The organism is Brevundimonas mediterranea (assembly GCF_011064825.1).
Classification (GTDB): domain Bacteria; phylum Pseudomonadota; class Alphaproteobacteria; order Caulobacterales; family Caulobacteraceae; genus Brevundimonas; species Brevundimonas mediterranea_A.
Genome location: NZ_CP048751.1, coordinates 411,674 through 436,446, shown reverse-complemented (window position 1 = coordinate 436,446; position 24,773 = coordinate 411,674). Strand labels below are relative to the sequence as shown.

General features: G+C 67.8%; 32 protein-coding genes. 12 read left to right on the top strand and 20 right to left on the bottom strand.

What is annotated here, in order from left to right:
- Window positions 1-3: 3 nt before the first annotated feature.
- Together GYM46_RS02170 and GYM46_RS02165 are read left to right on the top strand one after the other, a co-directional pair.
- On the top strand, window positions 4-426 hold the full coding sequence (locus tag GYM46_RS02170) for a hypothetical protein (RefSeq protein WP_112863181.1): 423 nt from the start codon (window positions 4-6) through the stop codon (window positions 424-426).
- Entirely contained in the window at window positions 427-1,629 is a 1,203-nt protein-coding gene (locus GYM46_RS02165) for an acyltransferase family protein (RefSeq protein WP_008261134.1), read from the top strand.
- Here GYM46_RS02165 and GYM46_RS02160 read toward each other — a convergent pair whose 3' ends face one another.
- Window positions 1,630-2,145, bottom strand: a complete 516-nt coding sequence (locus tag GYM46_RS02160) for a Fur family transcriptional regulator (protein ID WP_232216216.1) — start codon at window positions 2,143-2,145, stop codon at window positions 1,630-1,632.
- 190 nt (window positions 2,146-2,335) lie between these two features.
- Here GYM46_RS02160 and GYM46_RS02155 point away from each other — a divergent pair, with 190 nt between their 5' ends.
- Window positions 2,336-4,495 (top strand): heavy metal translocating P-type ATPase, encoded by a 2,160-nt coding sequence (locus tag GYM46_RS02155; RefSeq protein ID WP_040349352.1) that lies wholly within the window; start codon window positions 2,336-2,338, stop codon window positions 4,493-4,495.
- A gap of 19 nt (window positions 4,496-4,514) precedes the next feature.
- On the opposite strand, the gene GYM46_RS02150 is transcribed toward GYM46_RS02155, so the two are convergent.
- Window positions 4,515-4,943, bottom strand: a complete 429-nt coding sequence (locus GYM46_RS02150; protein WP_008263799.1) for a DUF411 domain-containing protein — start codon at window positions 4,941-4,943, stop codon at window positions 4,515-4,517.
- Between the two features lie 947 nt (window positions 4,944-5,890).
- Between GYM46_RS02150 and GYM46_RS02145 the strand changes: the two genes are divergently transcribed.
- Window positions 5,891-6,289: a four-helix bundle copper-binding protein gene (locus tag GYM46_RS02145; protein ID WP_008261099.1), complete on the top strand. Its 399-nt coding sequence runs from the start codon at window positions 5,891-5,893 to the stop codon at window positions 6,287-6,289.
- Between the two features lie 40 nt (window positions 6,290-6,329).
- On the opposite strand, the gene GYM46_RS02140 is transcribed toward GYM46_RS02145, so the two are convergent.
- Complete coding sequence (locus GYM46_RS02140; RefSeq protein WP_040349355.1) at window positions 6,330-6,734, bottom strand: MerR family transcriptional regulator; 405 nt, start codon at window positions 6,732-6,734, stop codon at window positions 6,330-6,332.
- A gap of 62 nt (window positions 6,735-6,796) precedes the next feature.
- On the opposite strand from GYM46_RS02140, the gene GYM46_RS02135 reads away from it, so the two are divergent.
- The 3 genes from GYM46_RS02135 to GYM46_RS02125 are packed head-to-tail and all read left to right on the top strand — an operon-like array spanning window position 6,797 to window position 7,793.
- Window positions 6,797-7,183 (top strand): MFS transporter permease, encoded by a 387-nt coding sequence (locus GYM46_RS02135; RefSeq protein WP_008264030.1) that lies wholly within the window; start codon window positions 6,797-6,799, stop codon window positions 7,181-7,183.
- On the top strand, window positions 7,180-7,398 hold the full coding sequence (locus GYM46_RS16925; RefSeq protein WP_083793340.1) for a GDCCVxC domain-containing (seleno)protein: 219 nt from the start codon (window positions 7,180-7,182) through the stop codon (window positions 7,396-7,398). The genes GYM46_RS02135 and GYM46_RS16925 overlap by 4 nt, the downstream gene beginning before the upstream one ends.
- Window positions 7,399-7,433: 35 nt before the next feature.
- Window positions 7,434-7,793 (top strand): bleomycin resistance protein, encoded by a 360-nt coding sequence (locus tag GYM46_RS02125; protein ID WP_040349972.1) that lies wholly within the window; start codon window positions 7,434-7,436, stop codon window positions 7,791-7,793.
- A gap of 52 nt (window positions 7,794-7,845) precedes the next feature.
- Here the strand turns inward: GYM46_RS02125 and GYM46_RS02120 are convergent, their stop codons facing one another.
- From GYM46_RS02120 to GYM46_RS02090, 7 genes are all read right to left on the bottom strand, one after another.
- Window positions 7,846-8,070 (bottom strand): hypothetical protein, encoded by a 225-nt coding sequence (locus GYM46_RS02120; protein ID WP_008262058.1) that lies wholly within the window; start codon window positions 8,068-8,070, stop codon window positions 7,846-7,848.
- A 10-nt stretch (window positions 8,071-8,080) separates the two neighbouring features.
- On the bottom strand, window positions 8,081-8,464 hold the full coding sequence (locus GYM46_RS02115; RefSeq protein WP_008261639.1) for a copper resistance CopC family protein: 384 nt from the start codon (window positions 8,462-8,464) through the stop codon (window positions 8,081-8,083).
- Between the two features lie 17 nt (window positions 8,465-8,481).
- On the bottom strand, window positions 8,482-9,633 hold the full coding sequence (locus GYM46_RS02110; RefSeq protein WP_040349356.1) for a copper resistance protein B: 1,152 nt from the start codon (window positions 9,631-9,633) through the stop codon (window positions 8,482-8,484).
- Window positions 9,630-11,441 (bottom strand): copper resistance system multicopper oxidase, encoded by a 1,812-nt coding sequence (locus GYM46_RS02105; protein WP_008264371.1) that lies wholly within the window; start codon window positions 11,439-11,441, stop codon window positions 9,630-9,632. Before GYM46_RS02105 ends, GYM46_RS02110 begins: the two co-directional genes overlap by 4 nt.
- Before the next feature lie 128 nt (window positions 11,442-11,569).
- Window positions 11,570-12,139 (bottom strand): RNA polymerase sigma factor, encoded by a 570-nt coding sequence (locus tag GYM46_RS02100; RefSeq protein WP_008260971.1) that lies wholly within the window; start codon window positions 12,137-12,139, stop codon window positions 11,570-11,572.
- A gap of 9 nt (window positions 12,140-12,148) precedes the next feature.
- The gene (locus GYM46_RS02095; protein ID WP_008264166.1) at window positions 12,149-12,589 is read right to left on the bottom strand and encodes a Spy/CpxP family protein refolding chaperone; all 441 of its coding nucleotides are present in this window, start codon (window positions 12,587-12,589) and stop codon (window positions 12,149-12,151) included.
- Window positions 12,586-12,852 (bottom strand): hypothetical protein, encoded by a 267-nt coding sequence (locus tag GYM46_RS02090; protein WP_205911595.1) that lies wholly within the window; start codon window positions 12,850-12,852, stop codon window positions 12,586-12,588. The genes GYM46_RS02095 and GYM46_RS02090 overlap by 4 nt, the downstream gene beginning before the upstream one ends.
- Window positions 12,853-12,992: 140 nt before the next feature.
- Between GYM46_RS02090 and GYM46_RS02085 the strand changes: the two genes are divergently transcribed.
- The 3 genes from GYM46_RS02085 to GYM46_RS02075 are packed head-to-tail and all read left to right on the top strand — an operon-like array spanning window position 12,993 to window position 15,161.
- On the top strand, window positions 12,993-14,147 hold the full coding sequence (locus tag GYM46_RS02085; RefSeq protein WP_198004268.1) for an acyltransferase family protein: 1,155 nt from the start codon (window positions 12,993-12,995) through the stop codon (window positions 14,145-14,147).
- On the top strand, window positions 14,144-14,620 hold the full coding sequence (locus GYM46_RS02080) for a DUF411 domain-containing protein (RefSeq protein ID WP_008259918.1): 477 nt from the start codon (window positions 14,144-14,146) through the stop codon (window positions 14,618-14,620). Before GYM46_RS02085 ends, GYM46_RS02080 begins: the two co-directional genes overlap by 4 nt.
- 49 nt (window positions 14,621-14,669) lie before the next feature.
- Window positions 14,670-15,161, top strand: a complete 492-nt coding sequence (locus tag GYM46_RS02075; RefSeq protein ID WP_008260359.1) for a YybH family protein — start codon at window positions 14,670-14,672, stop codon at window positions 15,159-15,161.
- Between the two features lie 98 nt (window positions 15,162-15,259).
- Here GYM46_RS02075 and GYM46_RS02070 read toward each other — a convergent pair whose 3' ends face one another.
- From GYM46_RS02070 to GYM46_RS02045, 6 genes are all read right to left on the bottom strand, one after another.
- The gene (locus GYM46_RS02070) at window positions 15,260-15,406 is read right to left on the bottom strand and encodes a hypothetical protein (RefSeq protein WP_164952583.1); all 147 of its coding nucleotides are present in this window, start codon (window positions 15,404-15,406) and stop codon (window positions 15,260-15,262) included.
- A 48-nt stretch (window positions 15,407-15,454) separates the two neighbouring features.
- On the bottom strand, window positions 15,455-15,787 hold the full coding sequence (locus GYM46_RS02065) for a hypothetical protein (RefSeq protein ID WP_040349358.1): 333 nt from the start codon (window positions 15,785-15,787) through the stop codon (window positions 15,455-15,457).
- A 62-nt stretch (window positions 15,788-15,849) separates the two neighbouring features.
- The gene (gene copD / locus GYM46_RS02060; RefSeq protein WP_008260446.1) at window positions 15,850-16,764 is read right to left on the bottom strand and encodes a copper homeostasis membrane protein CopD; all 915 of its coding nucleotides are present in this window, start codon (window positions 16,762-16,764) and stop codon (window positions 15,850-15,852) included.
- A gap of 4 nt (window positions 16,765-16,768) precedes the next feature.
- The gene (gene copC / locus GYM46_RS02055) at window positions 16,769-17,131 is read right to left on the bottom strand and encodes a copper homeostasis periplasmic binding protein CopC (RefSeq protein ID WP_008260662.1); all 363 of its coding nucleotides are present in this window, start codon (window positions 17,129-17,131) and stop codon (window positions 16,769-16,771) included.
- A gap of 117 nt (window positions 17,132-17,248) precedes the next feature.
- Window positions 17,249-17,743: a DUF305 domain-containing protein gene (locus tag GYM46_RS02050; protein WP_228763639.1), complete on the bottom strand. Its 495-nt coding sequence runs from the start codon at window positions 17,741-17,743 to the stop codon at window positions 17,249-17,251.
- 147 nt (window positions 17,744-17,890) lie between these two features.
- Window positions 17,891-20,245, bottom strand: coding sequence for a heavy metal translocating P-type ATPase (locus tag GYM46_RS02045; protein ID WP_040349359.1), 2,355 nt, complete (start codon window positions 20,243-20,245; stop codon window positions 17,891-17,893).
- A gap of 102 nt (window positions 20,246-20,347) precedes the next feature.
- On the opposite strand from GYM46_RS02045, the gene GYM46_RS02040 reads away from it, so the two are divergent.
- Together GYM46_RS02040 and GYM46_RS02035 are read left to right on the top strand one after the other, a co-directional pair.
- Complete coding sequence (locus GYM46_RS02040) at window positions 20,348-20,623, top strand: metal-sensitive transcriptional regulator (protein WP_040349360.1); 276 nt, start codon at window positions 20,348-20,350, stop codon at window positions 20,621-20,623.
- 57 nt (window positions 20,624-20,680) lie between these two features.
- Window positions 20,681-21,106 carry a DUF305 domain-containing protein gene (locus GYM46_RS02035; protein WP_008259726.1) on the top strand — a complete coding sequence of 142 codons (426 nt, stop codon included), beginning with the start codon at window positions 20,681-20,683 and terminating at the stop codon, window positions 21,104-21,106.
- A 646-nt stretch (window positions 21,107-21,752) separates the two neighbouring features.
- Here the strand turns inward: GYM46_RS02035 and GYM46_RS02030 are convergent.
- The 4 genes from GYM46_RS02030 to GYM46_RS02020 are packed head-to-tail and all read right to left on the bottom strand — an operon-like array spanning window position 21,753 to window position 24,772.
- Window positions 21,753-22,229 (bottom strand): methyltransferase family protein, encoded by a 477-nt coding sequence (locus tag GYM46_RS02030; RefSeq protein ID WP_008259823.1) that lies wholly within the window; start codon window positions 22,227-22,229, stop codon window positions 21,753-21,755.
- Complete coding sequence (locus tag GYM46_RS16920; RefSeq protein ID WP_194943540.1) at window positions 22,226-22,354, bottom strand: DUF2474 domain-containing protein; 129 nt, start codon at window positions 22,352-22,354, stop codon at window positions 22,226-22,228. Before GYM46_RS16920 ends, GYM46_RS02030 begins: the two co-directional genes overlap by 4 nt.
- A complete protein-coding gene (cydB, locus tag GYM46_RS02025) occupies window positions 22,354-23,355 on the bottom strand; it encodes a cytochrome d ubiquinol oxidase subunit II (RefSeq protein WP_008259839.1) in 1,002 nt (333 codons plus the stop codon). The genes GYM46_RS16920 and cydB overlap by 1 nt, the downstream gene beginning before the upstream one ends.
- A complete protein-coding gene (locus GYM46_RS02020; protein WP_008263196.1) occupies window positions 23,345-24,772 on the bottom strand; it encodes a cytochrome ubiquinol oxidase subunit I in 1,428 nt (475 codons plus the stop codon). Before GYM46_RS02020 ends, cydB begins: the two co-directional genes overlap by 11 nt.
- Between the last annotated feature and the right edge of the window lies 1 nt (window position 24,773).

Here is a 24,773-nt window from a genome sequence, read left to right as displayed (position 1 = left end):
CGCATGGCCGGCAAACGCTTCACCGTGCGCGGCCGGAGCATTCGTTGGCGGGAAGGCCGCTATCGCCAACGAGGTAGGCGGCGGCTCCAGGCGCGCCCGCTGAAGCCACGGCCCGTGCTCGATACGCTCGTCGCCATCGGGGTCAGCCTGTTCGCAGGAGGCCTGGTCTTCTGCATGGCCCTTCTGCTGCTGGGCGCACACAAGGTGCCGCTGCATTTTGGGTACGGGGCCATTCTGGGCGGCGTGATCGGCTGCTCGTTTGTGTTTGGACCCCGCGATAGGCCAGGACTGATGGTCGTCGGAGGCTTGGTCGTCGTTTGGGTTTTGGGAACGGCCGTTCTCTACGCTTCGCGAGACCAGATCGTCCTGCGTCCACATGAGCACCGCAGCGCCGCCGCCAAGTCTGCGCCACGGAAGGCTGACTGAATGCCCGAAGCCGCGCTGACCGAGCCATCGCCTCGCCCCGTCCGGATCGCGCGCGGCGGCTGGCTGGACGCGCTGCGTTTTATCGTAGGGGCGCTGATCATCCTCTACCATTTCCGCGAGGCCGCGCCTGTGCCTCTCGGACAACTGCATCCAGTCTTCGAGCGCGGCTATCTGCTCACCGACTTCTTCATCATCGACTCCGGCTATGTCCTGGCCCGCATCTACGGTGATCGCCTCGCGTCCGGACAGGCCTCGCTGCGCGCCTATGCGCGCCAGCGCCTGCTGCGGGTCATTCCGGCCCACCTGGCGGTCAGCCTCGTTCTGGTGCTGCTCGTCGGCGGCGCCGCCCTGGCCGGGATCGCGCCCAGCAATCCGCGCTGGTTCGACTGGTCGCAACTGCCCGCGCAGGTGCTACTGGTCCAGGCCTATGGCGTGCCGGGCGGGCAGGGGTGGAACGCCCCGACCTGGACCCTCTCGGCCCTGATCGGCTGCTATCTCCTGCTGCCCTGGATCTGCCGCGCTCTGTGGCGCTGGCCGCCGGTCGCAGTGGTGATCGGCGCGACGCTCCTCGTCGTCGCCGCCGATATCGCCGCTTCGCTGTGGCTCGGCGATCCGATCTACCGCCTGCCGATGCGCTACGGCATCCTGCGCGCCCTGCCGCTCTTCCTGCTCGGGGTCGCGGCGGCCTTCTACGGTTCGCGGGTCTGTGTCGCGCCACACCGGGCCAGGGCGATCGGCCTCGCCGCCGCCTTCGCGCTCGTGGGGCTGCAGGCCTTCGGCGCCTTCAGCCTGCTGTCGCTGGGCCTGATGACCGTGATCATCTGGGCCGCCGGCGCCGTGCCGGTGCGCAGTCCTTCACGGATGATCGAGCATTTGGCCCTTATGTCTTTCTCGATGTTCCTCACCAATGAGGTGAGCCGCATCGTCTGGTTCGGCTTGCTCGACGCCTTGGGACAGGAGGCCTGGTCGTCCGACGTTCGCTGGGTCCTGTGGGCCATCGGCTTGGTCGGGGCGTTCGTGGCCGCCGCCGTGTTTCGCTACGGCTTCGACCGACCGGTCCAGACCTGGCTTAGTCCGTCCCGACGACCGGGGTCGACCCGAAGGTCGGCCGCCGCCACGGAACGGGCCGTGGAATTGGGCGGCCCCGGCGTCGCCGCGCCCGGGCGCCCGGGGCAGGCCGCCATCGACCCGCCCCGGGCTTGATCAGGGGCGCGGCTCAGTGCTTGTGGGCCCGGACCCCGCGGCCACCTCCGGCCCTGTCTGGGGGGCCAGATCCCGGGCCGCGCCGGGGCGCTGCGGGCGGCAGGCCGGACACAGACCCTGGCCTTCGAGCGTGATCCGTTCGATCTCGTAGCCCGCCGCTGTCGCGGCCGCGCCCAGCGACGCCATGCCGGACGAAGGGATCTGGCGACAGAAGCCGCAACAGTCGCACAGAAGAAAAACCGCAGGCGAACCGAGGCGTTCGGGATCGCAGGCCACATAGGCCTTGAGGCTGGAAAGACGATGGATCAGACCGTGAGTTTCGAGGAACTGCAGCGCCCGATAGACCGTAGCCGGCTTCGCGACGCGAGCATCCTGGTGATACGTCGCCACGAGATCATAGGCCTTGGCCGGAGCGCCCGCGACGAGCAGGAGCTCCAGCACCCTGCGCCGGGGGCGCGTCAGCTTATCCCCGGTGGCGGCGACGCTGGCGGCGGCAGCGTCCAGGGCGCGTTCCACCTGTGCGGCCGTTGGCGGCGCGGTCTCACGGTCGTGCGGACAAGGCGAGGTCATCGAGGGGCTGGGCCCGCCTCCAGGGTTCGTCGGACGGCGCTCTCCACTCCAAGGGAACGGCGGGCTCATTTTTTAGCTTGCACCTACAGTCGCTGGAGGAGGTAGCCTTGCCCTATAGAGATCACAAGGAACAGACATGACGGCGCAACCCCTCGAAAGCCGATACCGGGTCACCGGGATGGATTGCGCCAGCTGCGGCCGCAAGATCGACACGGCGATCCGCAGGCTGCCGGGCGTCGAGGACGTCTCGGTGGCGGTGCAGACCGGCGTGCTCAAGATCCGGCATGGCGGAGACCTCGCCGACGAGGCGGTCCTGCAGCAACTGCGCAACCTCGGCTACAGCGGAGAAGCGGCCGCGCCGACGTCCGGAGCCGTCGCTGCGGCGGCGGGCCCACCTCCGGCGGCCGCCCGGGCCGGGGGCGCCCCGTGGTGGTGGACCGGCAAGGCCCGCCTCACCGCGCTCTGCGGCCTGGCGCTGTTGTCCGCCTATGGACTGGGCACGCTGTTCCCCTCCCTCGAACGATACGCCTTCCTCGCCGCCCTGGCCGTGGGGCTGATTCCGATCGCGTCGCGCGCCTTTTCGGCGGCGCGCCACGGCACGCCCTTCTCCATCGAAATGCTGATGACCATCGCCGCCGTCGGCGCCGTCTTCATCGGGGCCGCGGAAGAGGCCGCCGCCGTCGTCCTGTTGTTCCTGGTCGGCGAGATGCTCGAAGGGGTGGCGGCCGGACGCGCGCGCAAGAGCATCCAGGGGCTCGCCGCCCTCGTGCCCAAGACCGCCTTCGTCGAGGCGGACGGGGTGACCACGGAGGTCGCCGCCGAGACCGTGGCGGTGGGCGCGATCATCCTGGTCCGGCCCGGAGACCGCGTTCCGGCGGACGGCGAGATCATCGAGGGCGCGGGAGACCTCGACGAGGCCCCGGTGACGGGCGAGAGCGTGCCCAGGCGCAAGGTCGTGGGCGATCCTGTGTTCGCCGGCACGATTAACGGCGGCAGCGTCCTGCGGGTGCGCGTGACGGCCTCGGCCTCGGACAACACCATCGCCCGGGTGGTGCGTCTCGTCGAGGAGGCGCAGGAATCGAAATCGCCGACCGAACGCTTCATCGACCGCTTCTCGAAAATCTACACGCCGGGCGTGCTCGTGTTCGCCGCCCTCGTCGCGGTCACGCCGCCGCTGCTGTTCGGCGGGACGTGGAGCGAATGGGTCTACAAGGGCCTCGCCGTGCTGCTGATCGGCTGCCCCTGCGCCCTCGTCATCTCCACGCCGGCCGCCATCGCCGCCGGCCTGTCGGCGGGGGCCCGGCGCGGCCTGCTCATGAAGGGCGGGGCCGTGCTGGAGACGCTGGGCAAGATCACGGCGATCGCCTTCGACAAGACGGGGACCCTGACCGCCGGCAAGCCCGTCGTCACCGACGTCGTCGCCGGAACGCGGGATGCCTCCGCCCTGCTGACCCTAGCGGCCGCGCTGGAAACGGGATCGAGCCATCCGCTCGCCCTCGCCATCCTCGCCCGAGCTGAGGCGGACAAGATCACGGCGCCGCCGGCCTCGGCCACCCAGGCCATTCCGGGGGAGGGCGTGGAAGGCGAGGTCGGCGGCGAACGCATATTCCTCGGCTCGCCGCAGGCCGCGGCCCGACGCGCCCCGATCACGCCGGCCCAGGACGCGGCCATCGCCGCCCTGAACGCCGAGGGCAAGACGGTTTCCGTCCTTGTCGTCGGGGATGGCGTCGCCGGGTTCCTCGCCATGCGCGACGAGGCGCGGCCCGACGCAGTCCAGGGTCTGGCCGACCTGAAGGCGCGGGGCATCCGGACCATCATGCTGACGGGCGACAACCGCCGCACGGCGGAGGCGGTCGCCGCCGGCCTGGGCATCGAGCCCCGGGCCGAACTGCTGCCGCAGGACAAGCTAGTCATCGTCAAGGCGCTGCAGGCCGAGGGGCTGGTGGTCGCCAAGGTCGGGGACGGCATCAACGACGCCCCGGCCCTGGCCCAGGCGGATGTCGGCATCGCCATGGGCGGCGGCACCGACGTGGCCCTGGAGACGGCGGACGCCGCCGTCCTGCACGGCCGGGTCAGGGACATTCCCGACATGATCGCCTTGTCCCGCGGAGTGATGGGCAATATCCGGCAGAACATCACCATCGCCTTAGGCTTGAAGGCGGTGTTCCTGGTCACCACCGTGATCGGGGTGACGGGCCTGTGGCCCGCCATCCTCGCTGACACCGGAGCCACGGTCCTGGTCACCGCCAACGCCATGCGCCTGCTGCGCTGGACGCCGCGTCGTCAACCGTCGTGACTGCCGGCGGTGCGCCTTCTCAGGCCCCGTTGTGGCGACCGAACACGCGGGTCGAACCGTCGTTGAGGATCAGGACGGTCGCATAGGGTTCGCGCCCGGCGGCCTCCATGCCCGGCGAGCCCGCCGGCATGCCGGGCGCGCTTAGTGCGCGGGCGGCGGGGCGTTCGCCGAGCAGCCGCTCGACATCGCTCGACGGAACATGGCCCTCGATGGCGTAGGCGCCGACCACCGCTGTGTGGCACGAGGCGAGGCGGTCCGGAATGCCATGCCGGGCCCGGATCGGGGCGAGATCCTCGCGCTCGACGACCTCGACGATCCAGCCCGCCTGGCGCATGTGGGCGATCCAGCCGCCGCAGCAGCCGCACCATGGCGTCTTGTAGGCGATCATCCGTTTCGGGGGCGCGGCGAGGGCCGGGCCGGGCACGGCGACCAGGGGCAGGCCGAACACGAGGGTCCGGCGGGACAAGCGCGGGCGAGTTTGAACCAAAGTGAGCGCTCCTTGGGAGTCCAAATCCCACCATGGCGGGCGCGGGCCGGTTTGGCGACGGGCGCAGTTGTCGCGCCCTGACCTGACGTCGCCCAGGCGTGGAGCGCCGGCTAAGCCCGCCCATATCGCAGCGGAACCTCTGGTAGAAGGCCCGCACCCGCCCGGGCAGGACACAGCCCCCTGCTCGGCCGGCGCGGCCAAGCGAATCCGTTCGCCTGAGGCGCCCGGGGTCTCGCAACCATGCCTTCGCTGACGTATCGCGACCGTACGAGGCCGGTCACGCAAGCGCTGATCCCCGCGGAATGGTCATGGGCGACGGGATTGAGGAGCCGGCGGAAGCCGGAGGCGAAGCGTCCGCTGCGGCGAACGTGGCGTCGAGAGCTAGCCCGCAGACGCTTGCGGGGCCCCGAAGGCGCCAAAAACTGCATGTGAGCGGCAACGGCCTCCGCCCGGCCGTATAAGGCGCAACACGGCGCGCGCGACCAACAGGCTGACTTTTCGCGCGGGCCCGCTCGCGAAGACGAGCCTTCGGCCCTCGAGGGCAGCGAGGACGAGGCCGGCCCGGCGCGCCCGGGCCGACGCATTACGTCCCTGGCTCAAGACCAGCGCCTCTCTGTTCCGGAGCCCGCCGACCCCACAATCTCGGTTGCGCCGCCGATTGTAGATGAACTCTCGCGGGCAAGTGCGGAGATCCAAATCGCAAGCGGTTCAGTGATCCGTGGTCGAATGCATGTGAGCTTGAGGTCGCCGGCCGGCCCCTGATGTCTGGTCCACCGCATTTCCACATGATCTCGGCTCGGCGAAGTACGGGTTTGACGAGGTCGGGAGGCGTCGCCGTTCGGAACATCTTCCCGGCGCCGGGGTTGGATCCAGATCACCCGAGAGAGCCTCCGATGCAAATCCAACCAATGATCAGCACCCACCCCGACGTACGCGGCAGCGTGAACGACAGCCTCATTCGCGCGATCGAAGCGGGCTACGGCTGCGCCGCCGTATGCCGCATCTGCGCTGACGCCTGCCTGGCCGAGGAGATGGTCAGGGACCTGACCCAGTGCATCCGGCTCGATCTCGACTGCGCCGATGTCTGTCTGGCTACGGCCGGGCTCGCCGTGCGGCGCGCCGGCAGCAACGAGGCCTTGATAAAGCGCATGCTCGAGACCTGCGCCGAGGCTTGCGCCGACTGCGCCATCGAGTGCGAGAAGCACGCCGAGATGCACGAGCATTGCCGTATCTGCGCCGAAGAATGCCGGCGTTGCGAAGATGCTTGCCGCGAGGCGGCCGCGTCGATCAGGCCTTCACGGCACTGAGGCTGACCGCTGTCATCGGCACAGGGTCGTATCTTCGACGCTAGCTCGAGCCCAGCTCATCAATCACCGGGCACCTAACCCGTCCGCCTTCACTGCAGTCGGCCACAGCCTGCCTCAGCACTTTCCGTAGCCTCTGCAGATCCTCGATCTTGGCGTCCACGCTGGCGATGTGGTCTTGGGCCATGTCGCGGACTTCGCAGCACGCCTGAACGCCCGGCTCGCTCAGCGCGATCAGGCGCCGAATGGCGTCGATGCCGAAGCCCAGTTCGCGCGACCGGCGGATGAAGCGCAGACGCTGGGCGTGTTCCGGCTCATAGCTGCGGTGGCCGCCCTCGGTCCGGGCCGGCGCGGGCATCAGCCCGATACGTTCGTAGTAGCGCACCGTTTCCAGGTTCACCCCGGCGCTGTCAGCGAGGCGCCCGATCGTCAAACTTCGTGCGGACATGGCTCTTGATCCCGTAGCGGCTACGGGTTGTAGCCTGTAGCAGAAATCGAACGGGAGGTCCCATGGCCATCGATTACGACCGGCCCCGCATGCCCGAGGTCGCCGTCAGCGCCTCGGCCGCCCTCGGCGGTGTCGCCTCGGTGTTCGCCTGGGCCGCGTGCTGTGTGTTGCCTCTGGCTCTGTCCGTGGCGGGCGTATCCTTCGCCGGCGCCGCGGTCATCGCGGGTGCGCGGAACTGGCTGACGCTTCTGGCCGCCGTCATCCTGGCCGCGGGCTGGCTGCTGCATTGGCGTCGCCTGCGGATGTGTCGGAAAGACGGGGCCTGCCGCCACCCTTCGCGGCTCGCCTTCTGGCTGCTGGTGATCGCCAGTCTGCTGATCGTCCTGTCCATGGCCTGGCAGCCGTACATCGAGCCGTGGGCCATGACGCGACTGGCGGCCATGCGATGACCCGGGCCATCGTTCTAGACTCGACGCTGACCTGCCCGGATTGCGGTCATGTCGCGACGGAGACCATGCCCACCGACGCCTGCATCTGGTTTTACGATTGTCTCGGCTGCGGCGTGAAGCTGAAGCCCCTACCCGGCGACTGCTGCGTGTTCTGCTCCTATGCCGACGTGCCGTGTCCGCCGATCCAGGTAGATGGCAAGGGGTGTTGCAGCTAGGCTACGGCGGCATTGCTGCATTCCCGGAGTTCGCCGTGACCGACCACGCCACGCCCAACCTACCGTCGCGGGATTTCGAAGTTACGTCCCAGTTCTACACTCGACTGGGCTTCGAACAGGACTGGCGCGACAAAGGCTGGATGATCCTGAAAAGGGGCGGTTTGACGCTGGAGTTCTTCCCGCATCCGGACGTGGATCCGCTGACCAGCAACTTCAGCTGCTGCCTGCGGCTGGACGACCTGGACGGGTTTTACGCAGAGTGCGTCGTTTCAGGATTGCCGAAAACCTGCTGGGGCCACCCTCGCCTGCACGCGCCGAAGCTTGAGGAGTCGGGACTGCGGATCGGCGCGCTCATCGACCCGGACGGAAACTTGATCCGCCTTATCCAGAACTGAGGCGTCCGGCGGCTCCCCCACGGGAAACCGCCGGAAACCATCGATGCGACGATCAGTTGTGGTCGGCGTGGCCCTGAGGCGCGGGCGTATCCGACGGCGCCGGGGCGGGCGGCGTCGGCTCGGGCGGGGCGGGCTCGGTCTTCATCTCGTCGCAGCAGCTCATGGCGGCGTCCGCGGCCATGTCCTTGCAGCACTCGCAACCTTCGGCGGCGAGGGCCGCGCCGGCGCTCAGGGTTAGGATCGCGCCGGCGGCGGCCAGCAGGTTGGAAACTTTCATCGTCGTTCTCCTAGTGAACCATAAAGCTGACCGAGCCGGACATCTTGTGGCCGTCCGGGCCCTCGGCGGTCCAGGCGGCAGTGTAGGTTCCTGGGGCCAGACGCGGAAGAGCCACGCCGACGGTCGCGGCGGCGGGCGCTGCGGGGACACTCACTTCGACCGGGGCCTGACCTTCGGCGGTGAGCGTGACCGTCTTGAGGACCATCGTATGCGGGAAGGTGACGCTGAAGCGTTCCGGCGAGCCCTGGGTCATCGCCCCGTTCGCGGGAGCCGTCGTGACTCCCGACTGGGTCGCGGCGGCCTGCGCCGGCATGCTGTGGCCGGCGTGCGGATCCTGGGCGGAGGCGGCGCCGGCGAAAGCCAGGGCCGCCGTGAGGGTGAGAATGCGGATCAAGGGGTGGTCTCCTTCGGTTAGAACCAGGCCTTGAGGCCGACGATGAACCGGATGTCCTCGGCCTCGCCGCCGCGGGCTTCGATGTAGCCGGCTGTGTCTCCGAGCGCGCGGCTCCACTCGACGCCGACATAGGGGGCGAACTCCTTGCGGAACTCGTAGCGCAGTCGCAGGCCCGCCTCGACCGAGGACACGCCCGAGCCAATCTCCAGTTCCGGAATGTCGCTGGCCGAAGCGTCGATTTCGAGGCGGGGCTGAAGGATCAGGCGCTGGGTGATGCGCAGGTCGTATTCGGCCTCGACGCGGGCGGTCAGGTCGCCGTCGGTCGACAGGAAGGCGGCGGCGTCGACTTCCCACCAATGGGGCGCCAGGCCCTGCAGGCCGAGGACCAGATGCGTCGTATCTTCGCCGTCGGGCCGGAAGTCCTGTCGCACGCCGGCCTGGAGGTCCCAGAAGGGCGTCACGGCGCGGCTGTAGAGAGCCTGGACTTCGGCGTCCTCGAGCGCGCCGTTGAAATCGCCTTCGCCCTCGGATTTCCACCAGAAGCGGTTGATGTCGCCGCCCGTCCAGCCCTGGACGTCCCAGAGGTAGGTCTCGCCGCCGTCGCCGAAGCCGGCTTCGAGGCGATCGAGAATGACGGCCGTGGTGCGGACGTCGCCGTTTTCGTGAATCAGGGTCCGGCGAGAGGCGGCCATGGCCTCGGCGCCGAAGACGAGATCGGCAGCGTGGACAGGGCCGGCCAGGGCGGCGGGCGGGAGCGGGTCCTCCGGAGGACGGCCGGGGTTGTCGGCGCTGGTCGCCACATTGGGCGGCCCCATGCTCATGGTCGACATGTCATGCCCGGCGTGAGGGTCGGTCTGCGCGGGTGACATGGCCGACATGTCGTGGCCCGCGTGTGGATCAGCCTGGCCGGGCGTCGCCGCCGGCATCTGGTGTCCCGCCTGCGGGTCTACGGGCGCGGGCTGCGCCGGCATCCGGTGGCCTGCATGCGGATCCGCGGCGGGCGGCGTCTGCGCGGGCGGCATGACGTGACCGGCGTGCGGATCCTGCGCCGGTCGGGCCGGCGCCGCGGTCGCCGGCATAGTGTGGCCCGTGTGAGTGTCCTGGGCCTGGGCGCTGAAGGCGCTGACGGCGAGCACCAGCGGGGCGAGGGCGACGGCGAGGCGGCTCATGACGCGGCTCCGTCCATGGGCCGCACCGTCACAACATTGAACATGCCGGCGTGCATGTGCATCAGCATGTGGCAGTGGAAGGCCCAGTCGCCGGGCGCGTCGGCGGTCAGATCGAAGGTCACCTTGCCGCCGGGCGCGACGTTGACCGTATGCTTGAGGGGCTGGTGACCGGTGGGTCCGCCGGTCACCAGTTCAAAGAAATGACCATGCAGATGGATCGGGTGGGCCATCATGGTGTCGTTGACCAGGGTCACCCGCACCCGCTCGTTGCGCTCGAAGCGGATCGGTTCGACCAGTTCGCTGAACTTTCGGCCGTCGAAGCCCCACATGAACCGCTCCATGTTGCCTGTCAGGTGGATCTCCATCGTCCGAGACGGGGGGCGCGGGTCCTTGTTCGGCTGGAGCGACACCAGGTCGGTGTAGACGAGGACGCGATGATCGACTGTAGTGAGACCGATCGGACGCTCACCCAGACGGTTGGCGGGATCCATGGCGATCGCATCGACGCCGACGCCCACCGCCATGTCGGGCGGAGCGTTCTCGGGATCGCGCATGTTCATGCCCGACATGGACATCCCGGCCATCTCGCCGGCCGCGGGCGCGTTCTGGGCCGGAGCCGCGTGGTCCATGCCGGCCATCGCGCCATGATCCATACCGGACATGTCGGCCATCGCGCCGTGATCCATTCCGCCCATGCCCATGTCGCGCATGGTGAGGTTCGGGACCTCTCGCAGGGGAGGGACCTCGGCGGTCATGCCCAGGCGCGGCGCCAGGGTCGCCCGGCCCATGCCGGACCGGTCGATGGCTTCGGAGACGATGGTGTAGGCGCGGTCCTCGGTCGGCTGGACGATGACGTCGTAGGTCTCGGCGACCGAAATCTGGAACTCGTCCGTCTCGACCGGGCGCACGTTCTCGCCGTCGGCCTGCACCACGGTCATCGGCAAGCCCGGGATGCGAACGTTGAAGATGGACATGGCCGACGCGTTGATGATGCGCAGCCGCACCCGCTCGCCGGGCCGGAACAGGCCGGTCCAGTTCTCCTGCGGTCCATGGCCGTTGATCAGATAGGTGTAGGTCGACCCGCTGACGTCGAGGATGTCGCGCGGGTCCATCCGCATCTGGCCCCACATGCGCCGTTCCTCCAGGCTCATGCGGTCGCTGCCGTCCATGAGCCCCGCCAGCGTGGTGCGCTGCTGGTTGAAGTAACCCGGGCTCTTCTTCAGCTTGGCCAGGATTTCGTGCGGATGCATGAAACTCCAGTCCGACAGGACCAGCACATGCTCGCGGTCGTAGGCGACCGGATCGGCGCCCGCCGGGTCGATCACGATTGGGCCGTAGTGACCCATCGCCTCCTGTAGGCCAGAGTGACTGTGATACCAGAAGGTGCCCGACTGCTTGATCGGGAACTCGTAGACGAAGGTCTCACGGGCCTTGATGCCGGGGAAGCTGATGCCAGGAACACCATCCATCTGGAACGGGACGAGCAGGCCGTGCCAGTGGATTGAGGTGTCCTCGTCCAGCGTATTGGTCACCGCTAGCCGGACGTTCTGGCCTTCTCTAAGGCGTAGCAGCGGCGCCGGCAGAACGCCGTTGATGGTCACCGCATGGCCGGTGCGGCCGCCCACGGTGAAGGGCGTGTGTCCGACGGTCAGGTCGATGTTCGGTCCCGTCAGCGTCGGAAGATCCGCCCGCAGTCCCGCCGATCCGGTTTGCGCCCAGGCGGGGAGCAGACCCTGCAGGCCCAGCAGCCCGCCGCCGGCGGCTGCGCCACGGAGAAGCGTTCGGCGATCGAGGCGGGGCGTGGACATAGGCGAGAAATTCCTTGGTCGGGCTATTCAGCCGTTCGTTCAGATACGCGGCCGGGCGGCGTATCCCTCGCGTCAGGATGCCGCAGACGTCGGGATTGCAGCTTGTGCATCTTCCCATCAGGGCAAGGTCAAGCGTTTCCGCCGGAAGCTTGGGCCAAAGCCGCCGTCAAGGTCTTGCGGGCGCGGGCGACGCGGGTCTCGACCGCCTTGGGCGTAATACCGAGGATCGAGGCGATCTCGGCGTGAGACCGTCCCTCGAGCGTGGCGAGCAGAAGCGGCCCCTTCAGGGCGTCGGGAAGGTCCCGCAAGGCGCGTTGCAGAGCTTCGGCCCTGCGCTGATCGTCCAGCCGTGTCTCGGGTGACGGCGCATCGTCGCCCACCGCCGCCGCCTCGGGCGCCTCCAGGCCCATGACGCCGCGCACAACCCGGCGGACCGCGCGCCGCCGGCCCCAGTCTCGACATTTGTTGAGGGCGATGGAGCGAAGCCAGACGTCGAACGGCCGCGCCGGATCATACCGCCGCAGGGCGAGCCAGGCGGACGCATAGCTTTCCTGAAGCACGTCATGCGCTTCGGACTCGTCGCCGACATAGCGGCGCACGAACCGGTAGAGATCGGCCTTTGTGGCGGCCATCAAGGCGGTGAAGGCGGCCCGGTCTCCGGTCGCCGCACGGGCCTCGATGCTCTGCTCAGCACACACGCGCGCCGCTTAGCCGGCGTCGTCGTGCAGGGCCTCGACGACCGCGGCGTCGAACACCTCGGCCTGCGCCGGGGTCAGGACGGATCGCATCTCGAACACATGGGTGATTGTCGCCTTCTGCAGATCGCCCATGGCGGCGTGGAAATGATCGACCGCGGCCTGGACCTGGGGCGTGTCGCCGTCACTGGCGGCGATGGCGGCCGCCAGTTCGCGATTGGCCGCGCGCACTTCCGCTTCGAGCGCCGGCCGCAGAGCGGCGAACCGGGCTTCGACCACGTCGAGCCGTCGATCCTGCTCAGGGCTCAGGTCGAGTTTCTCATGGACGACGCTGTGCAGGCTTGGCGGCTGCCGCTCCCGCATGACCCAGGTCGCGCTCGCCCAGGTCGCCGCGCCGCTGGCCAGCGCGGCCAGGATGGCCGTGATGACGATCGACTTCCAGGAGGCTCTCATCCCCGAACGTCCAGGCCGGAGAGAGGCGACAAGCCCGCCGAGACGGTGAAAATCCGCATCTCGGACGGCTCCGGCCGTGGAGCCATGAGCATCAGCCCTCCGTTCGCGACGCCGATCACCAGAGCGAGCGCAACGGCGGCGACCCGGACCTGACCCATGCGGGCGCGCTCCCTGCGTTCGCCGATCCGCACCCAGACCGCGTCTTCCATGCCGACCAGCCGGCCGGCGTCGCCCGGCCCGACCGCTGCGATCAGTTCATTCATGTCGTCAGTCATTGCGCACCTGCGTCACGCCCCATCTGCCATACGCGCCAGCCTTCCGGTCCCCTCACGAGGGGACGAGCCGTCGCCCGCGTAGATACCAGAGAACGACCGGGACGCGCCCTGTCGTCCGGGGAAAAGACGTGAGCGACAGATCAGGGCCCACGCGGGTTCCATTCCCCGACGTGCTCGATCAACTCACGGGCGTGAGGTTCTTTCTCGCCCTCGGCGTCGTGCTGTTTCACTTCCAGCTCTACTGGACGCTCCCGGCGGAGAGCGCGGGCTTGCTGAACCGCGCGCGCCTGGGCGTGGATGTCTTCTTCATCCTGTCGGGCTTCATCCTGACCCACGTCTACCTGCAGGGAGACCGGGCCCCGAACTACGGTCGATTCCTGGCGGCGCGCCTCGCCCGGATATATCCGGCTCACCTGTTCATCCTCCTGGCCATGCTTGGGCTGGTGCTGATCGCGCCTGTGTTCGGTGTCGGGCTGGAGCCTGGCCGGTTCAATCCCGTCGACTTCGCGGGCACCCTTCTGCTCGTCCAGGCGTGGTTCCCGCGAGAGAGCATGGCGCTCTGGAACGGACCGGCCTGGTCGCTGTCGGCGGAGTGGTTCGCCTATCTGGCCTTCCCCGCCTATGCCGCCCTCGCGCTCCGGTTGCGGGCCAGGCCGTGGGTCCTGATCGCCCTCGCCATGCTGTTGTTCGTTGCCCTTGACGCCTTCTACCGCGCCTGGTTCGGCCGGATGTTGCCTCGGGCTGAGGACAGCCTCGGGATCCTGCGCATCATTCCCGAATTCCTCTACGGCATTGGCCTCTACTATCTCGGTCAGCGCTGGACGCCTTCGCCGCGAATGTCCCTCATGGGCGCCCTGGTCGCCACGACCTTGCCGCTGGCGCTCATGCAGATCGGCGCCGACGACCGGGTCATCGTGGCGGCGGCCGGTCCCTTTATCCTGTCGCTCGCCCTGTTAGCCAAGGCTCCGGTCCGGACCATCCTGTCTCACCCCGTGCTTCTGTTCGCCGGCGAAGCCTCGTTCGCCCTTTATCTCGTCCACATCCCCATCCTGATGGTGTGGCGCAATGCGGCGCAGGCGTTCGCCGGCTGGGGTGCGGACTATCGAATGGGCCTGGTCGAACTGGCCGCCATGCTTGTGTTGACGCTCGCCGCCGCGGCGGCCATCCATGTCTTCGTCGAGCAGCCCGGCCGACGGTGGCTACGCAAACGAACGGCGCCGCAGGGCGCCGACCCCGTCGAAGCCAGACGATCCGTACACAGCGATCAGGGAGAACCCTTTTGAACCCCGCCAGCCTGAACCGCCGCCTGCTGCTCGGCGCGGCCGCCTTCATCGGCATCAGCGGAACCGCCTGCGCCCAGACGCGGCCGTCAAGAAGCCTCACGGTCTTCAAGACGCCGACCTGCGCCTGCTGCGATGCTTGGATCGCGCACATGTGCGAGGCGGGCTTCACCACAACCATCACCGTCCTTCCGAGCCTTGAATCGGTCCGGAGCAGCCGCGGCATGCCGGACGCGCTCGCTTCCTGTCATACCGGTCTGATCGATGGTTATCTGGTCGAGGGTCATGTGCCGGCCCCGGACGTCATCCGACTGCTGGCCGAGAGACCGGCGGCGGTGGGTGTCGCGGTCCCGGGCATGCCGCTCGGTTCGCCCGGCATGGAGACGCCGCAGGGGCACAAGGAGCCCTACGACACCCTGCTGGTGCTTCGCTCGGGCGCGACCCGCGTGTTCGCCCGCCACAACCCGCGGGCCTGACGCCGATCGCGCTCAGTCCGTTCAGATCACCCACAAACCGGAGTTCGCCATGTCCCGCACCTCTCTCGAACTCGTCCTGTCGCTCGCCGTGCTTTCGGCGACACCCGCCTTCGCCCAGGACCACGCCCACGGGCATGCCCGGGCCGCCGGCTCGGTCGCCGCGGAAGCTGCGGACGCGGCGGCGGCCGTCGATGCCTTTCACGTCGCTCTCAAGGCCGGCGACACGGCCGTCGCCCTGGCCCTGATGGCGCCGGATGTGATGATCTTCGAGGAGGGTGGCGCGGAGCGATCGCGCGACGAGTATGCGTCCCATCACCTGGGCTCGGACGCCGCCTTCGCCGCCGCCTCTGAAGCGACGGTGACGCGCAGATCGGGATGGGCCGATGGGGACATCGCCTGGATCGCCAGCGAAGGCCGCACCACGGGCCAATTCAACGGCCGTGCCGTGGACCGCCTGACGACCGAAACCATGGTCCTCAAACGCCATGCCGACGGCTGGCGCATCCACCACATTCACTGGTCGTCGCGCGCGCCCGGCTGACGCTCAGGCCCGCGCCAGCGGGTCGCCGGCCCTGCGACGTCGGTGAGGAACATCGAGAAGACGCCCGCCCTCGCGGGCGGGCGTCCCCGATCATACGATCAGCAGCAGGTGCAGGCTTCCGCGCAGGCTGCGATAGCGTCGCAGCAAGCGCATACGGCCTGCGCCACGGCGTCCGGCGCGGCCGCGAAGGCGGCTGAACCGGAAGCCAGCAGCACCAGGGCTGCGAGGGTGAGAGTGCGTTTCATGGTTTTGATCTCTGTTTGATTGAATGAGTTCGGTCATCTTCAACAGGATCAGCGTCGTGGGGGCGGGTCGTCCGCCTCCACGGTGAAATCGGCATGCCGCGCATCAAGGGATGGATAGAGGACAGACGCATAGACCCGTGCGGGGGTGGATTCACCGCCCTGGGGGACAAGGCCCTGGCAGATGGCCAGACACGCCTTATGGCATGAGATCCTGACGGTCTTCGGCTCGCACGGGACGCCGTCGCCGCTCATCGACATGGACGCCATATCCGGATCGACCGGAGCTTCGCAGGCGATCGAAGCGGTGGACACGAACAGCATGGCAAACGCCGCGAGCAGCGCGGTCGTCAGTCGGACGAGGTCATGACGCAGGAACGGCATTGTCTGATCATACTTCAACGGTCGGCGGAGCGACGATCTCATTTTGATCATTGCAATCGAGCCTACAGAGACGCCGGGGGCGGCAGGGTTCCCATGACCGCCACGACGCCGATCAGGGCGAGTCCCAGACCCGTTTCGATCAACAGGCTGCGCCGGAGCGCGCTCATGGCGGCGACGGAGGGTTGGCCCGTCTCCAGCGCAGAGCCCAGTGTCGGCGTCAGCCGGAACCGGTTGCTCGCCGCCAGCGCAAGCATCAAACCGAAGAGGACGAGCTTGGCGACCAGAAGCTGGCCGTAGAGGTTGCCCGCGATCGACGCCACGCGCTCGGGACCGATCAGGAACCAGCTGTTCACGAGACCGGTCAGCACCAGCAACAGGACCGCGAGCGTTCCAAGGCCGGCGAAGCCATGCAGGGCGCGATGGATTGCAAGGTCGTCCGGACCGGCTCGGCGCAGAAGCAGGGCCGTCAACGCCGCCAGGGCGCCCAGCCACAAGGCCGCTGCCACCGCGTGAATGATGTTGGCGACAAGATGGAGGGGCCCGCCAGGGCCCTCGGTGGCCGCGCCGTGACCCGTCCACGCGAAGCTGGCGGCCACCATCAGACCCAAGGCGGCCGTCACGCTCCAGAGCGCGCGACCGGGTTTCAGGGCGACCAAGGCGACGAGCCCAAGCAAGGCGGCGGCGGCCCGCACGACCATCGCCATGCCCAGGGCCGTGCCGGTGACCATGAAGGACAGGGACGCGGGTTTGACGGCTTCGCCCAGCGACCCCGCCATGACGGCCGTCTGTGCCACCAGGGCGGCGAGCGAGCCGAGCGCGACGATGATCGCGGCGAGGCGCAATGTCGGTCGCGACCATTCCAGGTTCGGCGCGTCGGCGTCTTTGAAGCTGTAGAGAAGGAACAGCGGCGCGCCGAGAAGGACGACGCCGCCGCCGTATTGAAGCCAGCGAAGCGCGATGACCGCGACTTCCAGCACGGCGTCAGCGCACCGTGAAGGCGTAGGATCCCGTCATGCGGTGGCCGTCGCTCGACGCGATACGCCAGTCGACACGGTAGGCGCCGGCGGCCAGCGGGCGAGCCAGCGCGCCCGTGAGGGTCCTGCCGTCCTCGGCCACCGAGGTGCGGATCGCGATCTTCTCCCCCGCCGCATTGACGACGTCGAAGCCGGAAAAGGCGGGAACGCTGCGTTCGCTGAAGGTCAGGGTCAGCGTCCGGGTCGCGGCCACGGTGGAGTCGGGCGCCGGGGTGGCGCTGACCAGGCGAGCGTGGGCCGCCGCCGGTCCGGCGGCGAAGGCCACGACCGCCGCGACGGCGATGAAGGGCGCGGGGTGGAAGTAACGCATACTCAGTCTCCAGACGTTTGGCCGGTCCCGGCCTTCTGCTTCTCTACGCGCCACACGACCGCGTCCCTCATGAAGAGGAAGCGGGCGGCGGCTGAGGCCTTCCCCCGCACGCCGGGGTCAGCGGCGACGCTTCTCGAGGAGCGCCTGCATCTGGGCGATCTCCGCCTGTTGACCACGCACGATGCCGTCGCACAAAGCGATGATCTCCGGATCTGTCAGGGAGGCTTGCTCGCACATCAACACGGCCCCGGAATGGTGCGGGATCATCGATCGCAGGAATTCGTCGTCGCCAACGAACGCCTGGGTGCGCATGCCGATGAAGCTGCCGACGAAGATCACGGCCGCGACCGCGCCAATGGCCAGGTTTGTTTTGCGCGACGGGTACATGGACCGCATGAAGACGAGCATGAGGACCGCCATCGGCGCGACCATCATCAGGGTCATGTAGACGTTGTTCAGGTTGAGATAGAAGTGACCGAGCGTGGCGATCATCGTGTACATGACCAGGTACATGATGACGAAGTCGAGCGCCAACTCCAGGTACAGGCTTCGGTAAGGGCCAAGTCCACGAGCGTTGCCTTGACCGCCGTGGTCCATCTGTTGATGAGACATCGTCCGTATCCTCTTCAGAAATTTCAGTTCGTCATCGCCTGCCGCTGCGAATGCTTGGAGACTGCGGTCAGCGTCTAAATCAATCCGGCCCGTCACAGCCGGTTCCTCCCTTAGGTGGGTGGGCGGACTGTTGATTGCCTATCTTGGCTAAAGCCTCACCGCGCGCAGTCTCAGCGCATTGCCGATGACGCTGACCGAGGAGAGCGCCATTGCGAGCGCCGCAAGGGCAGGCGAGAGAAGCCAGCCGAAGACGGGATAAAGCAGGCCAGCCGCCACGGGGATGCCAAGGGCGTTGTAGCCGAAGGCGAAAACGAGGTTCTGGCGGATGTTGCCCATCACCGCACGGGACAGATGCCGTGCGCGCACGATGCCTTGCAGATCACCGCCCAGCAGCGTGACGCCGGCGCTCTCGATGGCGACGTCCGAACCCGCCCCCATGGCGACGCCGACATCGGCTGCGGCGAGGGCAGGGGCATCGTTGACGCCATCCCCCGCCATGGCGACGATCCGACCCTGCGAACGAAGCTGTTGAACGACAGACGCCTTGTCCTGCGGCAGAACCTCCGCCTGGACTTCGTCGATGCCGAGGCGACGCGCGACCGCTTCGGCCGTCGTCCGGTTGTCCCCGGTCATCATCACCAGCCGCAGACCGGCCGCTTTCAGCGCGAGGATCGCAGCCGGCGTGGTGGCCTTGATGGGATCGGCGATGCCGATGACCCCGGCCGCCTTTCCGTCGATCGCCACGAATATGGCGGTGGCGCCGTCGTGGCGAAGGGCCTCCGCCTTCGGCTCCAGCGCGGAGACGTCGATCGAAAGCTCGCCGAGAAAACGGGTGTTGCCCAGGGCGACCTGGCGGCCCTCAATCGTCCCGCGAACGCCGCGACCGACCGGGCTGTCGAAGTCCACGGCCTCGGTAAGGGGGATGTCCCGGTCCTTGGCTGCCCGGACAATCGCGTCGGCCAACGGATGTTCGCTGCCCCGCTCGAGGCTGGCCGAAAGACGCAAGATGTCGGCTTCAACGAAGCCGAGGGCGGGCAGGATCGCCGTTACCGACGGACGGCCCTCCGTCAGGGTGCCGGTCTTGTCCAGAACGAGAGTGTCGACCTTCTCGAAGCGTTCGAGCGCCTCGGCGTTTTTGATCAGGACGCCGGCGTGGGCGCCACGTCCCACCCCGACCATGATCGAGATCGGCGTCGCCAGACCCAACGCACAGGGACAGGCGATGATGAGCACCGAAACGGCGGCGACCAGGGCGTAGGACAAACGGGGCTCGGGACCGACCAGGCCCCAGACGACGGCGGCGAGCAGGGCGATCGCGATCACCGTGGGAACGAACCATCCGGAGACCGTATCGGCCAGCCGCTGGATCGGGGCGCGACTGCGCTGGGCCTGGGCCACCATCTGGACGATCTGCGACAGCAGGGTGTCGGCGCCCACCTTGTCGGCGCGCATGATGAAGGATCCGGTCTTGTTGAGCGCGCCGGCCACGACGCGGTCGCCGACATCCTTGGTCACCGGCATGGACTCGCCGGTCACCATGGATTCGTCGACAGCGACCCGACCCTCCAGGAGTTCGCCATCGACCGGGATCTTCTCTCCGGGCCTTACCCGCAGGCGGTCGCCGACGGCGATCTGGTCAAGCGAGACATCTTCATCGACGCCGTCCGCCCGGATTCGGCGCGCGGTCTTGGGCGTGAGGTCCAGCAGGGCTCGGATCGCGCCCGACGTCTGTTCGCGGGCGCGCAGTTCCAGAATCTGCCCGACGAGGACCAGCACGGTGATGACCGCCGCCGCCTCGAAATACACCGGCGCGCTTCCGTCGGCCTTCAGGAAGGCGGGCGGGAACAGGGTTGGCGCGACGACGGCCACGACGCTGTAAAGCCATGCCACGCCGACCCCCATGGCGATCAGGGTGAACATATTCAGCCGCCGGGTGCGCAGCGATGTCCAGCCGCGCTCGAAGAAGGGCCAGCCGCACCAGAGAACCACGGGGGTCGCCAAAGCGAACTGGATCCAGTTCGACATCTGGCCCGGGATGAACATGTGGAGATTGGCCAGGTGTCCGCCCATTTCCAGGGCGAAGACCGGCAGGGTCAGGACCAGACCAACCCAAAAGCGTCTGGTGAAGTCGATCAGCTCGTGGTTGGGCGGGGCTTCCGCCGTGACCGTCTCCGGCTCAAGCGCCATGCCGCAGATCGGGCAGGAGCCTGGGCCTTCCTGCCGGATCTCGGGGTGCATCGGGCAGGTGTAGATGGCGCCGGGAACGGCCGGCTCGGCCTCCACGCGAGGGTTCAGGTAACGCATCGGATCGCCGATGAATTTGGTCCGGCACCCCGCCGAGCAGAAGAAATAGTCCTGACCGCCATGACTGGCTCGGTGAGCGGTAGTCGTGAGATCGACCGACTTGCCGCAGACGGGATCCTTGACCGTAGCCGCGCCATCCAAGGCCTTCGCCCCGCAGCAGGCGTGACCCGAGGCATGATTGTGAGGATGCGTGGACATGTCGCTCTCTCCGGCTGACCGAAGGGCTCACATATACCCATGGGGGGTATATCGCAAGATACCCGTCTGGGGTATATGGGGGCGCTCAGGAGGACAGGCCGCATGCAAACCGACACGAAACCCAAAGTCCTCAACAGGCTCAGCCGGATCGAAGGCCAGGTGCGGGGAATCTCCCGCATGGTTGAAGATGACCGGTATTGCGTCGACTTGCTGACCCAACTTCAGGCCGTTCGAGCCGCGCTCCATCGCGTGGAGACCGAAGTGCTACGGGATCACCTCGACCACTGCGTCATGGGCGCCATGACCGGCGACGATCCCGAGGATCGCAAGGCCAAGGCCGGCGAGCTGATCGAGCTCTTGGCGCGGGCCGGACGGTAGAGTTGGCGGAACGAATGGGCCCTCCTGGTCGCTAACGTCGGATCCCAAGGAGCCGTCATGAAACGCATCAGCCTCGTCCTCGCCGCCTGCGCCTTGGCTACGGCCTGTTCCCCGCAAGCCGAAGAGCCCGCCGTAGCCGCGCCTGAGGCCGCCGCAGCGGCGGACGCCCATGGCGGAATGGAGGGCGGCATGGCTGCGCCTGCGCCCGGCGACTCCGTCGCCACCCAAGGCTACAAGGCATCGATGAACACGATGATGGAGGCGATGCCTCCCTTCACCGGGGACGCGGACATCGACTTCATGACGCAGATGCGAGGTCACCACGTCGCAGCCGTCTCGATGGCCCGTGTGGAGCTCGCGCAAGGCAAGGACGCCCAAGCGCGGAACCTGGCCCAGGCGGTGATCTCGGCTCAGGAGCGCGAAATCACCCTGATCGACGCCTGGCTCGCCCAGAAGGGAGCGTCAGCGACTCCCGCCGCCTGATCGCGAGATCAGGGCACCGCGTCCGAGGACCAACGGATGTGCGTAATCCGCCATCTGTCGTCCTCGTGGCGAAAGACCGATCGGCCAGTCCCGCCGTCGTCGAAAATCAGGACGCCGTCGGCCGCAAAGCCAGTGCGGCGTTTGCATTCCGGTCGTCGAGCGCGGCATGACAGGCATCGACGACGCTTGTCGCTATCGCCATACGATCGAGCCGGTAAGCTCGACGACGAACATGCGCATGAGATACAGTGTACGTCCGAGTGATGGTGCAAAGTGGCAAGGCGAATCGAACTCGTTGCATTGCATCTCGGTGCTCAGAAAGTCCGATAGACCGCAAAAGATGACGAATTCACGCAAATGTTATTGCTTAGAATTTTCTGAATGTTTTCAGAATACTTCCCGTTTGTCGGTTATTCAATCGGTCCGGCGACCGATATGCGAGAAAAAACCCCAAGCCGATCAGCGGCTTGGGGTAATTTGTGTAATCGAGTGGGAGTGAGGGGCAGTCATAAGGCGCCCCCTGACGAGATGATTGCGGAGTAATGAGCGGAGCATAGCTGCTTGGTTCACATGCCGCGCCCCGTAACCTCACGGTAGTGACGAAGCGACGGGATAGGGAGGCGTCTGTGGGCCGGGCGAAAGGGGATCACGACGTCATCCGCCGGCCCAGCCAGCGGCGCACCCGGCCCACGTACACGGACCACGCCGCGCCGAAGAGGGCCGCCAGGTGTCGTTCCTCGCGCCGGATGGCGAGACGGTCGGTGGCGAAGGCGGCGACGGGGGCGGCCACGAAGAACCAGGCGTTGTCGAACAGGCCCCCGAGGCCGAGCAGAAGCAGCCCGTTCGCGAGATAGATCGGGTTGCGGCTCCAGGCGAACGGACCGGTCGTGACCAGAGCGGTCGCCGCCCGGTGCGGCAAGATGTTGGCGCGCCGCCGCCGCATCTCCAGCATGGCCCAGAGGTCCAGACCAAGGGCGAGCCCGACCAGGAGGCCGCCGGCGGCGAAGGCGCCGGGGAAGAGGGCGGGCGGAGTCCATAGACGCGCCGTGATGAGCGCGACAAGGACGGCGCCGCCCGTGATGAGCGGCGGCCAGGGCCAGCGGTTCGGCGCCTGCGGCGTCACCCGCCGGCCAGCTTGAGAACGCCGCGCAGCAGATAGGCGATCACGCCCAGGACACCCACGCCCAGCACCCAGAGGGCGACGAACCAAAGGCCCTGCCGGAGCCCGTTTCTGGAGTCGCGACGCATCAGTGGTAACCGTCGTCGCCGACCTTGCCCCGGAACACCCAGTAGGCATAGGCGGTGTAGGCCAGGATGATCGGGATCAGGATCAGGGCGCCGACCAGCATGAACAGCTGGCTGGAGGCCGGGGCGGCGGCCTGCCAGAGGGTGATCTCGTCGGGCACGGCGTAGGGGAAGACGCTGACGCCCAGACCCGCGAAGGTGACGGCGAACAGGCCCAGCGACAGCAGGAAGGGCCAGACTTCGCGCTTCTGACGCATGGTCCAGAAGAAGGCGGCCGCGACGATCAGAACGAGCAACGGCACCTGGGCCGTCAGAAGCACGCCGGGCCAGTCGAACCAGCGCCGGGCGTATTCGCCGTCGAGGAAGGGGGTGGCCAGGCTGACCGCGCCGATCATCAGCAGGGTCGCCGGACCCAGTTTCCAGGCTTGCGCGCGGGCGTGGGTCTGGAGCGCGCCTTCCGTCTTCATGTTCAGCCAGGTGGCCCCCAGAAGGGCGTAGCCGACGACGACGGCGGCGCCGGTCAGCAGGCTGAAGGGGCTGAGCCAGTCCCACCAGCCGCCGCCATAGGCGCGGCCCGACACCTCGACCCCCTGCAGGATGGCCCCCAGGGTGACGCCCTGGGAGAAGGCGGCCAGCAGGGAGCCGCCGAAGAAGGCGACGTCCCAGACGGGCTTGGCCCGCACCGTGCGCCAGCGGTATTCGAACGCCACGCCCCGGAAGACCAGGCCCAGCAACATGGCGATGATCGGCGTATAGACCGCCGGCATCAACACGGCGTAGGCGAGGGGAAAGGCGGCGAACAGGCCGCCGCCGCCCAGGATCAGCCAGGTCTCATTGCCGTCCCACACCGGGGCGATCGAGTTCATCGCCTTGTCGCGCTGGTCCCCGGCCTTCAGCGTCGGGAACAGGATGCCGACGCCCAGGTCGAACCCGTCCATGACGATATAGGCGAAGACGGCGAAGGCCAGCAGGCCGGCCCAGACCAGGGTCAGATCAACGCTCATGATCGGTCTCCTCGCCGGTCGGGATGGGGCGGTCCGGGTCGATGGCGGGGGCGGGGGTGATGCCCGCCGTGCGGATCGGGGTTTCCGCCACGCCCGGCTCGTCCCGGTGCGGCGCATGGCTCATCAGACGCAGGATGTAGAAGACCCCGGCGCCAAAGACGGTGAAATAGACCACAGCGAAGGCGGCCAGGGAGGTTGCGACGGCGGGCGCCGCCAGGGGCGCCGCGCTGTCGGCGGTGCGGAGCAGCCCATAGACGGTCCAGGGCTGACGGCCGACCTCGGTGGTGATCCAGCCCGCCAGCACGGCGACGAAGCCCATCGGCCCCATGATCAGGGCGAAGCGGTGCAGCCAGGGCGCATCGTAGAGGCGTTTGCGCAGGCGAGCATAAAGCCCCCAGAGCCCCAGCAGCAGCATGGCCATGCCCAGGCCGACCATGACGCGGAAGGACCAGAAGACGATCTCGACCGGCGGCCAGTCGGCGCGGGCGATGGTGTCCAGACCGGCCAGGGGCGCGTTCGGATCGTGCTTCAGGATCAGGGACGACAGCTTGGGGATCTCGACCGCGCCGTGGACGGTGGCCGCCTCGCGGTCAGGAATGCCGAACAGGATCAGCGGCGCCCCGTCCGGGTGGCTTTCGAAATGGCCTTCCATCGCCATGACCTTGGCGGGCTGATGCTCCAGGGTGTTCAACCCGTGCATGTCGCCGATGAAGATCTGGACCGGGGCGGCGACCAGGATCATGCCCATGGCCATGGCGAACATCTTGCGCGCCCCCTTGTTCGTCCGCTCCTTCATCAGGTGCCAGGCCCCGACCGCGCCGACCACCAGGCCGGTGGTCAGATAGGCCGCCAGCAGCATGTGGGCGAGGCGATAGGGGAAGGAGGGATTGAAGACGATCTTGAACCAGTCGGCCGGTACGAACTGGCCGACCTCGTTGATGGCGTAGCCTTGCGGGGTCTGCATCCAGCTGTTGACCGACAGGATCCAGAAGGCCGAGGCGAAGGTGCCGATCGCGACCATCAGGGTGGCCAGGAAGTGCAGCTTCTTGCCGACGCGGTTCAGGCCGAACAGCATGACGCCCAGGAAACCCGCCTCCAGGAAGAAGGCGCTGAGCACCTCATAGGCCATCAAGGGGCCGATGACCGGTCCGGCCTTGTCGGAGAAGACCGACCAGTTGGTGCCGAACTGGTAGGACATGACCAAACCCGAAACGACGCCCATGCCGAAGGCCACGGCGAAGATCTTCAGCCAGTATTTGAACAGGTTCAGATAGAGGTCTCGCCCCGTCTTCAGCCACAGGGCCTCCAGCACGGCCAGATAGCTGGCGAGGCCAATGGAGAAGGCGGGGAAGACGATATGGAAGGCGACGGTGAAGGCGAACTGCATCCGCGCCAGGATCAGGGCGTCAAGTTCCATG

Coding starts and splice junctions, on each gene's coding strand:
- cydB (WP_008259839.1), bottom strand. CDS start 23,355: ATGAGCGTTGATCTGACCCTGGTCTGGGCCGGCCTGCTGGCCTTCGCC.
- GYM46_RS02070 (WP_164952583.1), bottom strand. CDS start 15,406: ATGAAACGCACTCTCACCCTCGCAGCCCTGGTGCTGCTGGCTTCCGGT.
- GYM46_RS02165 (WP_008261134.1), top strand. CDS start 427: ATGCCCGAAGCCGCGCTGACCGAGCCATCGCCTCGCCCCGTCCGGATC.
- GYM46_RS02075 (WP_008260359.1), top strand. CDS start 14,670: ATGTCCCGCACCTCTCTCGAACTCGTCCTGTCGCTCGCCGTGCTTTCG.
- GYM46_RS02095 (WP_008264166.1), bottom strand. CDS start 12,589: ATGAGAGCCTCCTGGAAGTCGATCGTCATCACGGCCATCCTGGCCGCG.
- GYM46_RS16920 (WP_194943540.1), bottom strand. CDS start 22,354: ATGCGTCGCGACTCCAGAAACGGGCTCCGGCAGGGCCTTTGGTTCGTC.
- GYM46_RS02135 (WP_008264030.1), top strand. CDS start 6,797: ATGGCCATCGATTACGACCGGCCCCGCATGCCCGAGGTCGCCGTCAGC.
- GYM46_RS16925 (WP_083793340.1), top strand. CDS start 7,180: ATGACCCGGGCCATCGTTCTAGACTCGACGCTGACCTGCCCGGATTGC.
- GYM46_RS02140 (WP_040349355.1), bottom strand. CDS start 6,734: ATGTCCGCACGAAGTTTGACGATCGGGCGCCTCGCTGACAGCGCCGGG.
- copC (WP_008260662.1), bottom strand. CDS start 17,131: ATGCGTTACTTCCACCCCGCGCCCTTCATCGCCGTCGCGGCGGTCGTG.
- GYM46_RS02110 (WP_040349356.1), bottom strand. CDS start 9,633: ATGAGCCGCCTCGCCGTCGCCCTCGCCCCGCTGGTGCTCGCCGTCAGC.
- GYM46_RS02045 (WP_040349359.1), bottom strand. CDS start 20,245: ATGTCCACGCATCCTCACAATCATGCCTCGGGTCACGCCTGCTGCGGG.
- GYM46_RS02020 (WP_008263196.1), bottom strand. CDS start 24,772: ATGGAACTTGACGCCCTGATCCTGGCGCGGATGCAGTTCGCCTTCACC.
- GYM46_RS02065 (WP_040349358.1), bottom strand. CDS start 15,787: ATGCCGTTCCTGCGTCATGACCTCGTCCGACTGACGACCGCGCTGCTC.
- GYM46_RS02090 (WP_205911595.1), bottom strand. CDS start 12,852: ATGAATGAACTGATCGCAGCGGTCGGGCCGGGCGACGCCGGCCGGCTG.
- GYM46_RS02120 (WP_008262058.1), bottom strand. CDS start 8,070: ATGAAAGTTTCCAACCTGCTGGCCGCCGCCGGCGCGATCCTAACCCTG.
- GYM46_RS02145 (WP_008261099.1), top strand. CDS start 5,891: ATGATCAGCACCCACCCCGACGTACGCGGCAGCGTGAACGACAGCCTC.
- GYM46_RS02050 (WP_228763639.1), bottom strand. CDS start 17,743: ATGTCTCATCAACAGATGGACCACGGCGGTCAAGGCAACGCTCGTGGA.
- GYM46_RS02040 (WP_040349360.1), top strand. CDS start 20,348: ATGCAAACCGACACGAAACCCAAAGTCCTCAACAGGCTCAGCCGGATC.
- GYM46_RS02170 (WP_112863181.1), top strand. CDS start 4: ATGGCCGGCAAACGCTTCACCGTGCGCGGCCGGAGCATTCGTTGGCGG.
- GYM46_RS02155 (WP_040349352.1), top strand. CDS start 2,336: ATGACGGCGCAACCCCTCGAAAGCCGATACCGGGTCACCGGGATGGAT.
- GYM46_RS02035 (WP_008259726.1), top strand. CDS start 20,681: ATGAAACGCATCAGCCTCGTCCTCGCCGCCTGCGCCTTGGCTACGGCC.
- GYM46_RS02105 (WP_008264371.1), bottom strand. CDS start 11,441: ATGTCCACGCCCCGCCTCGATCGCCGAACGCTTCTCCGTGGCGCAGCC.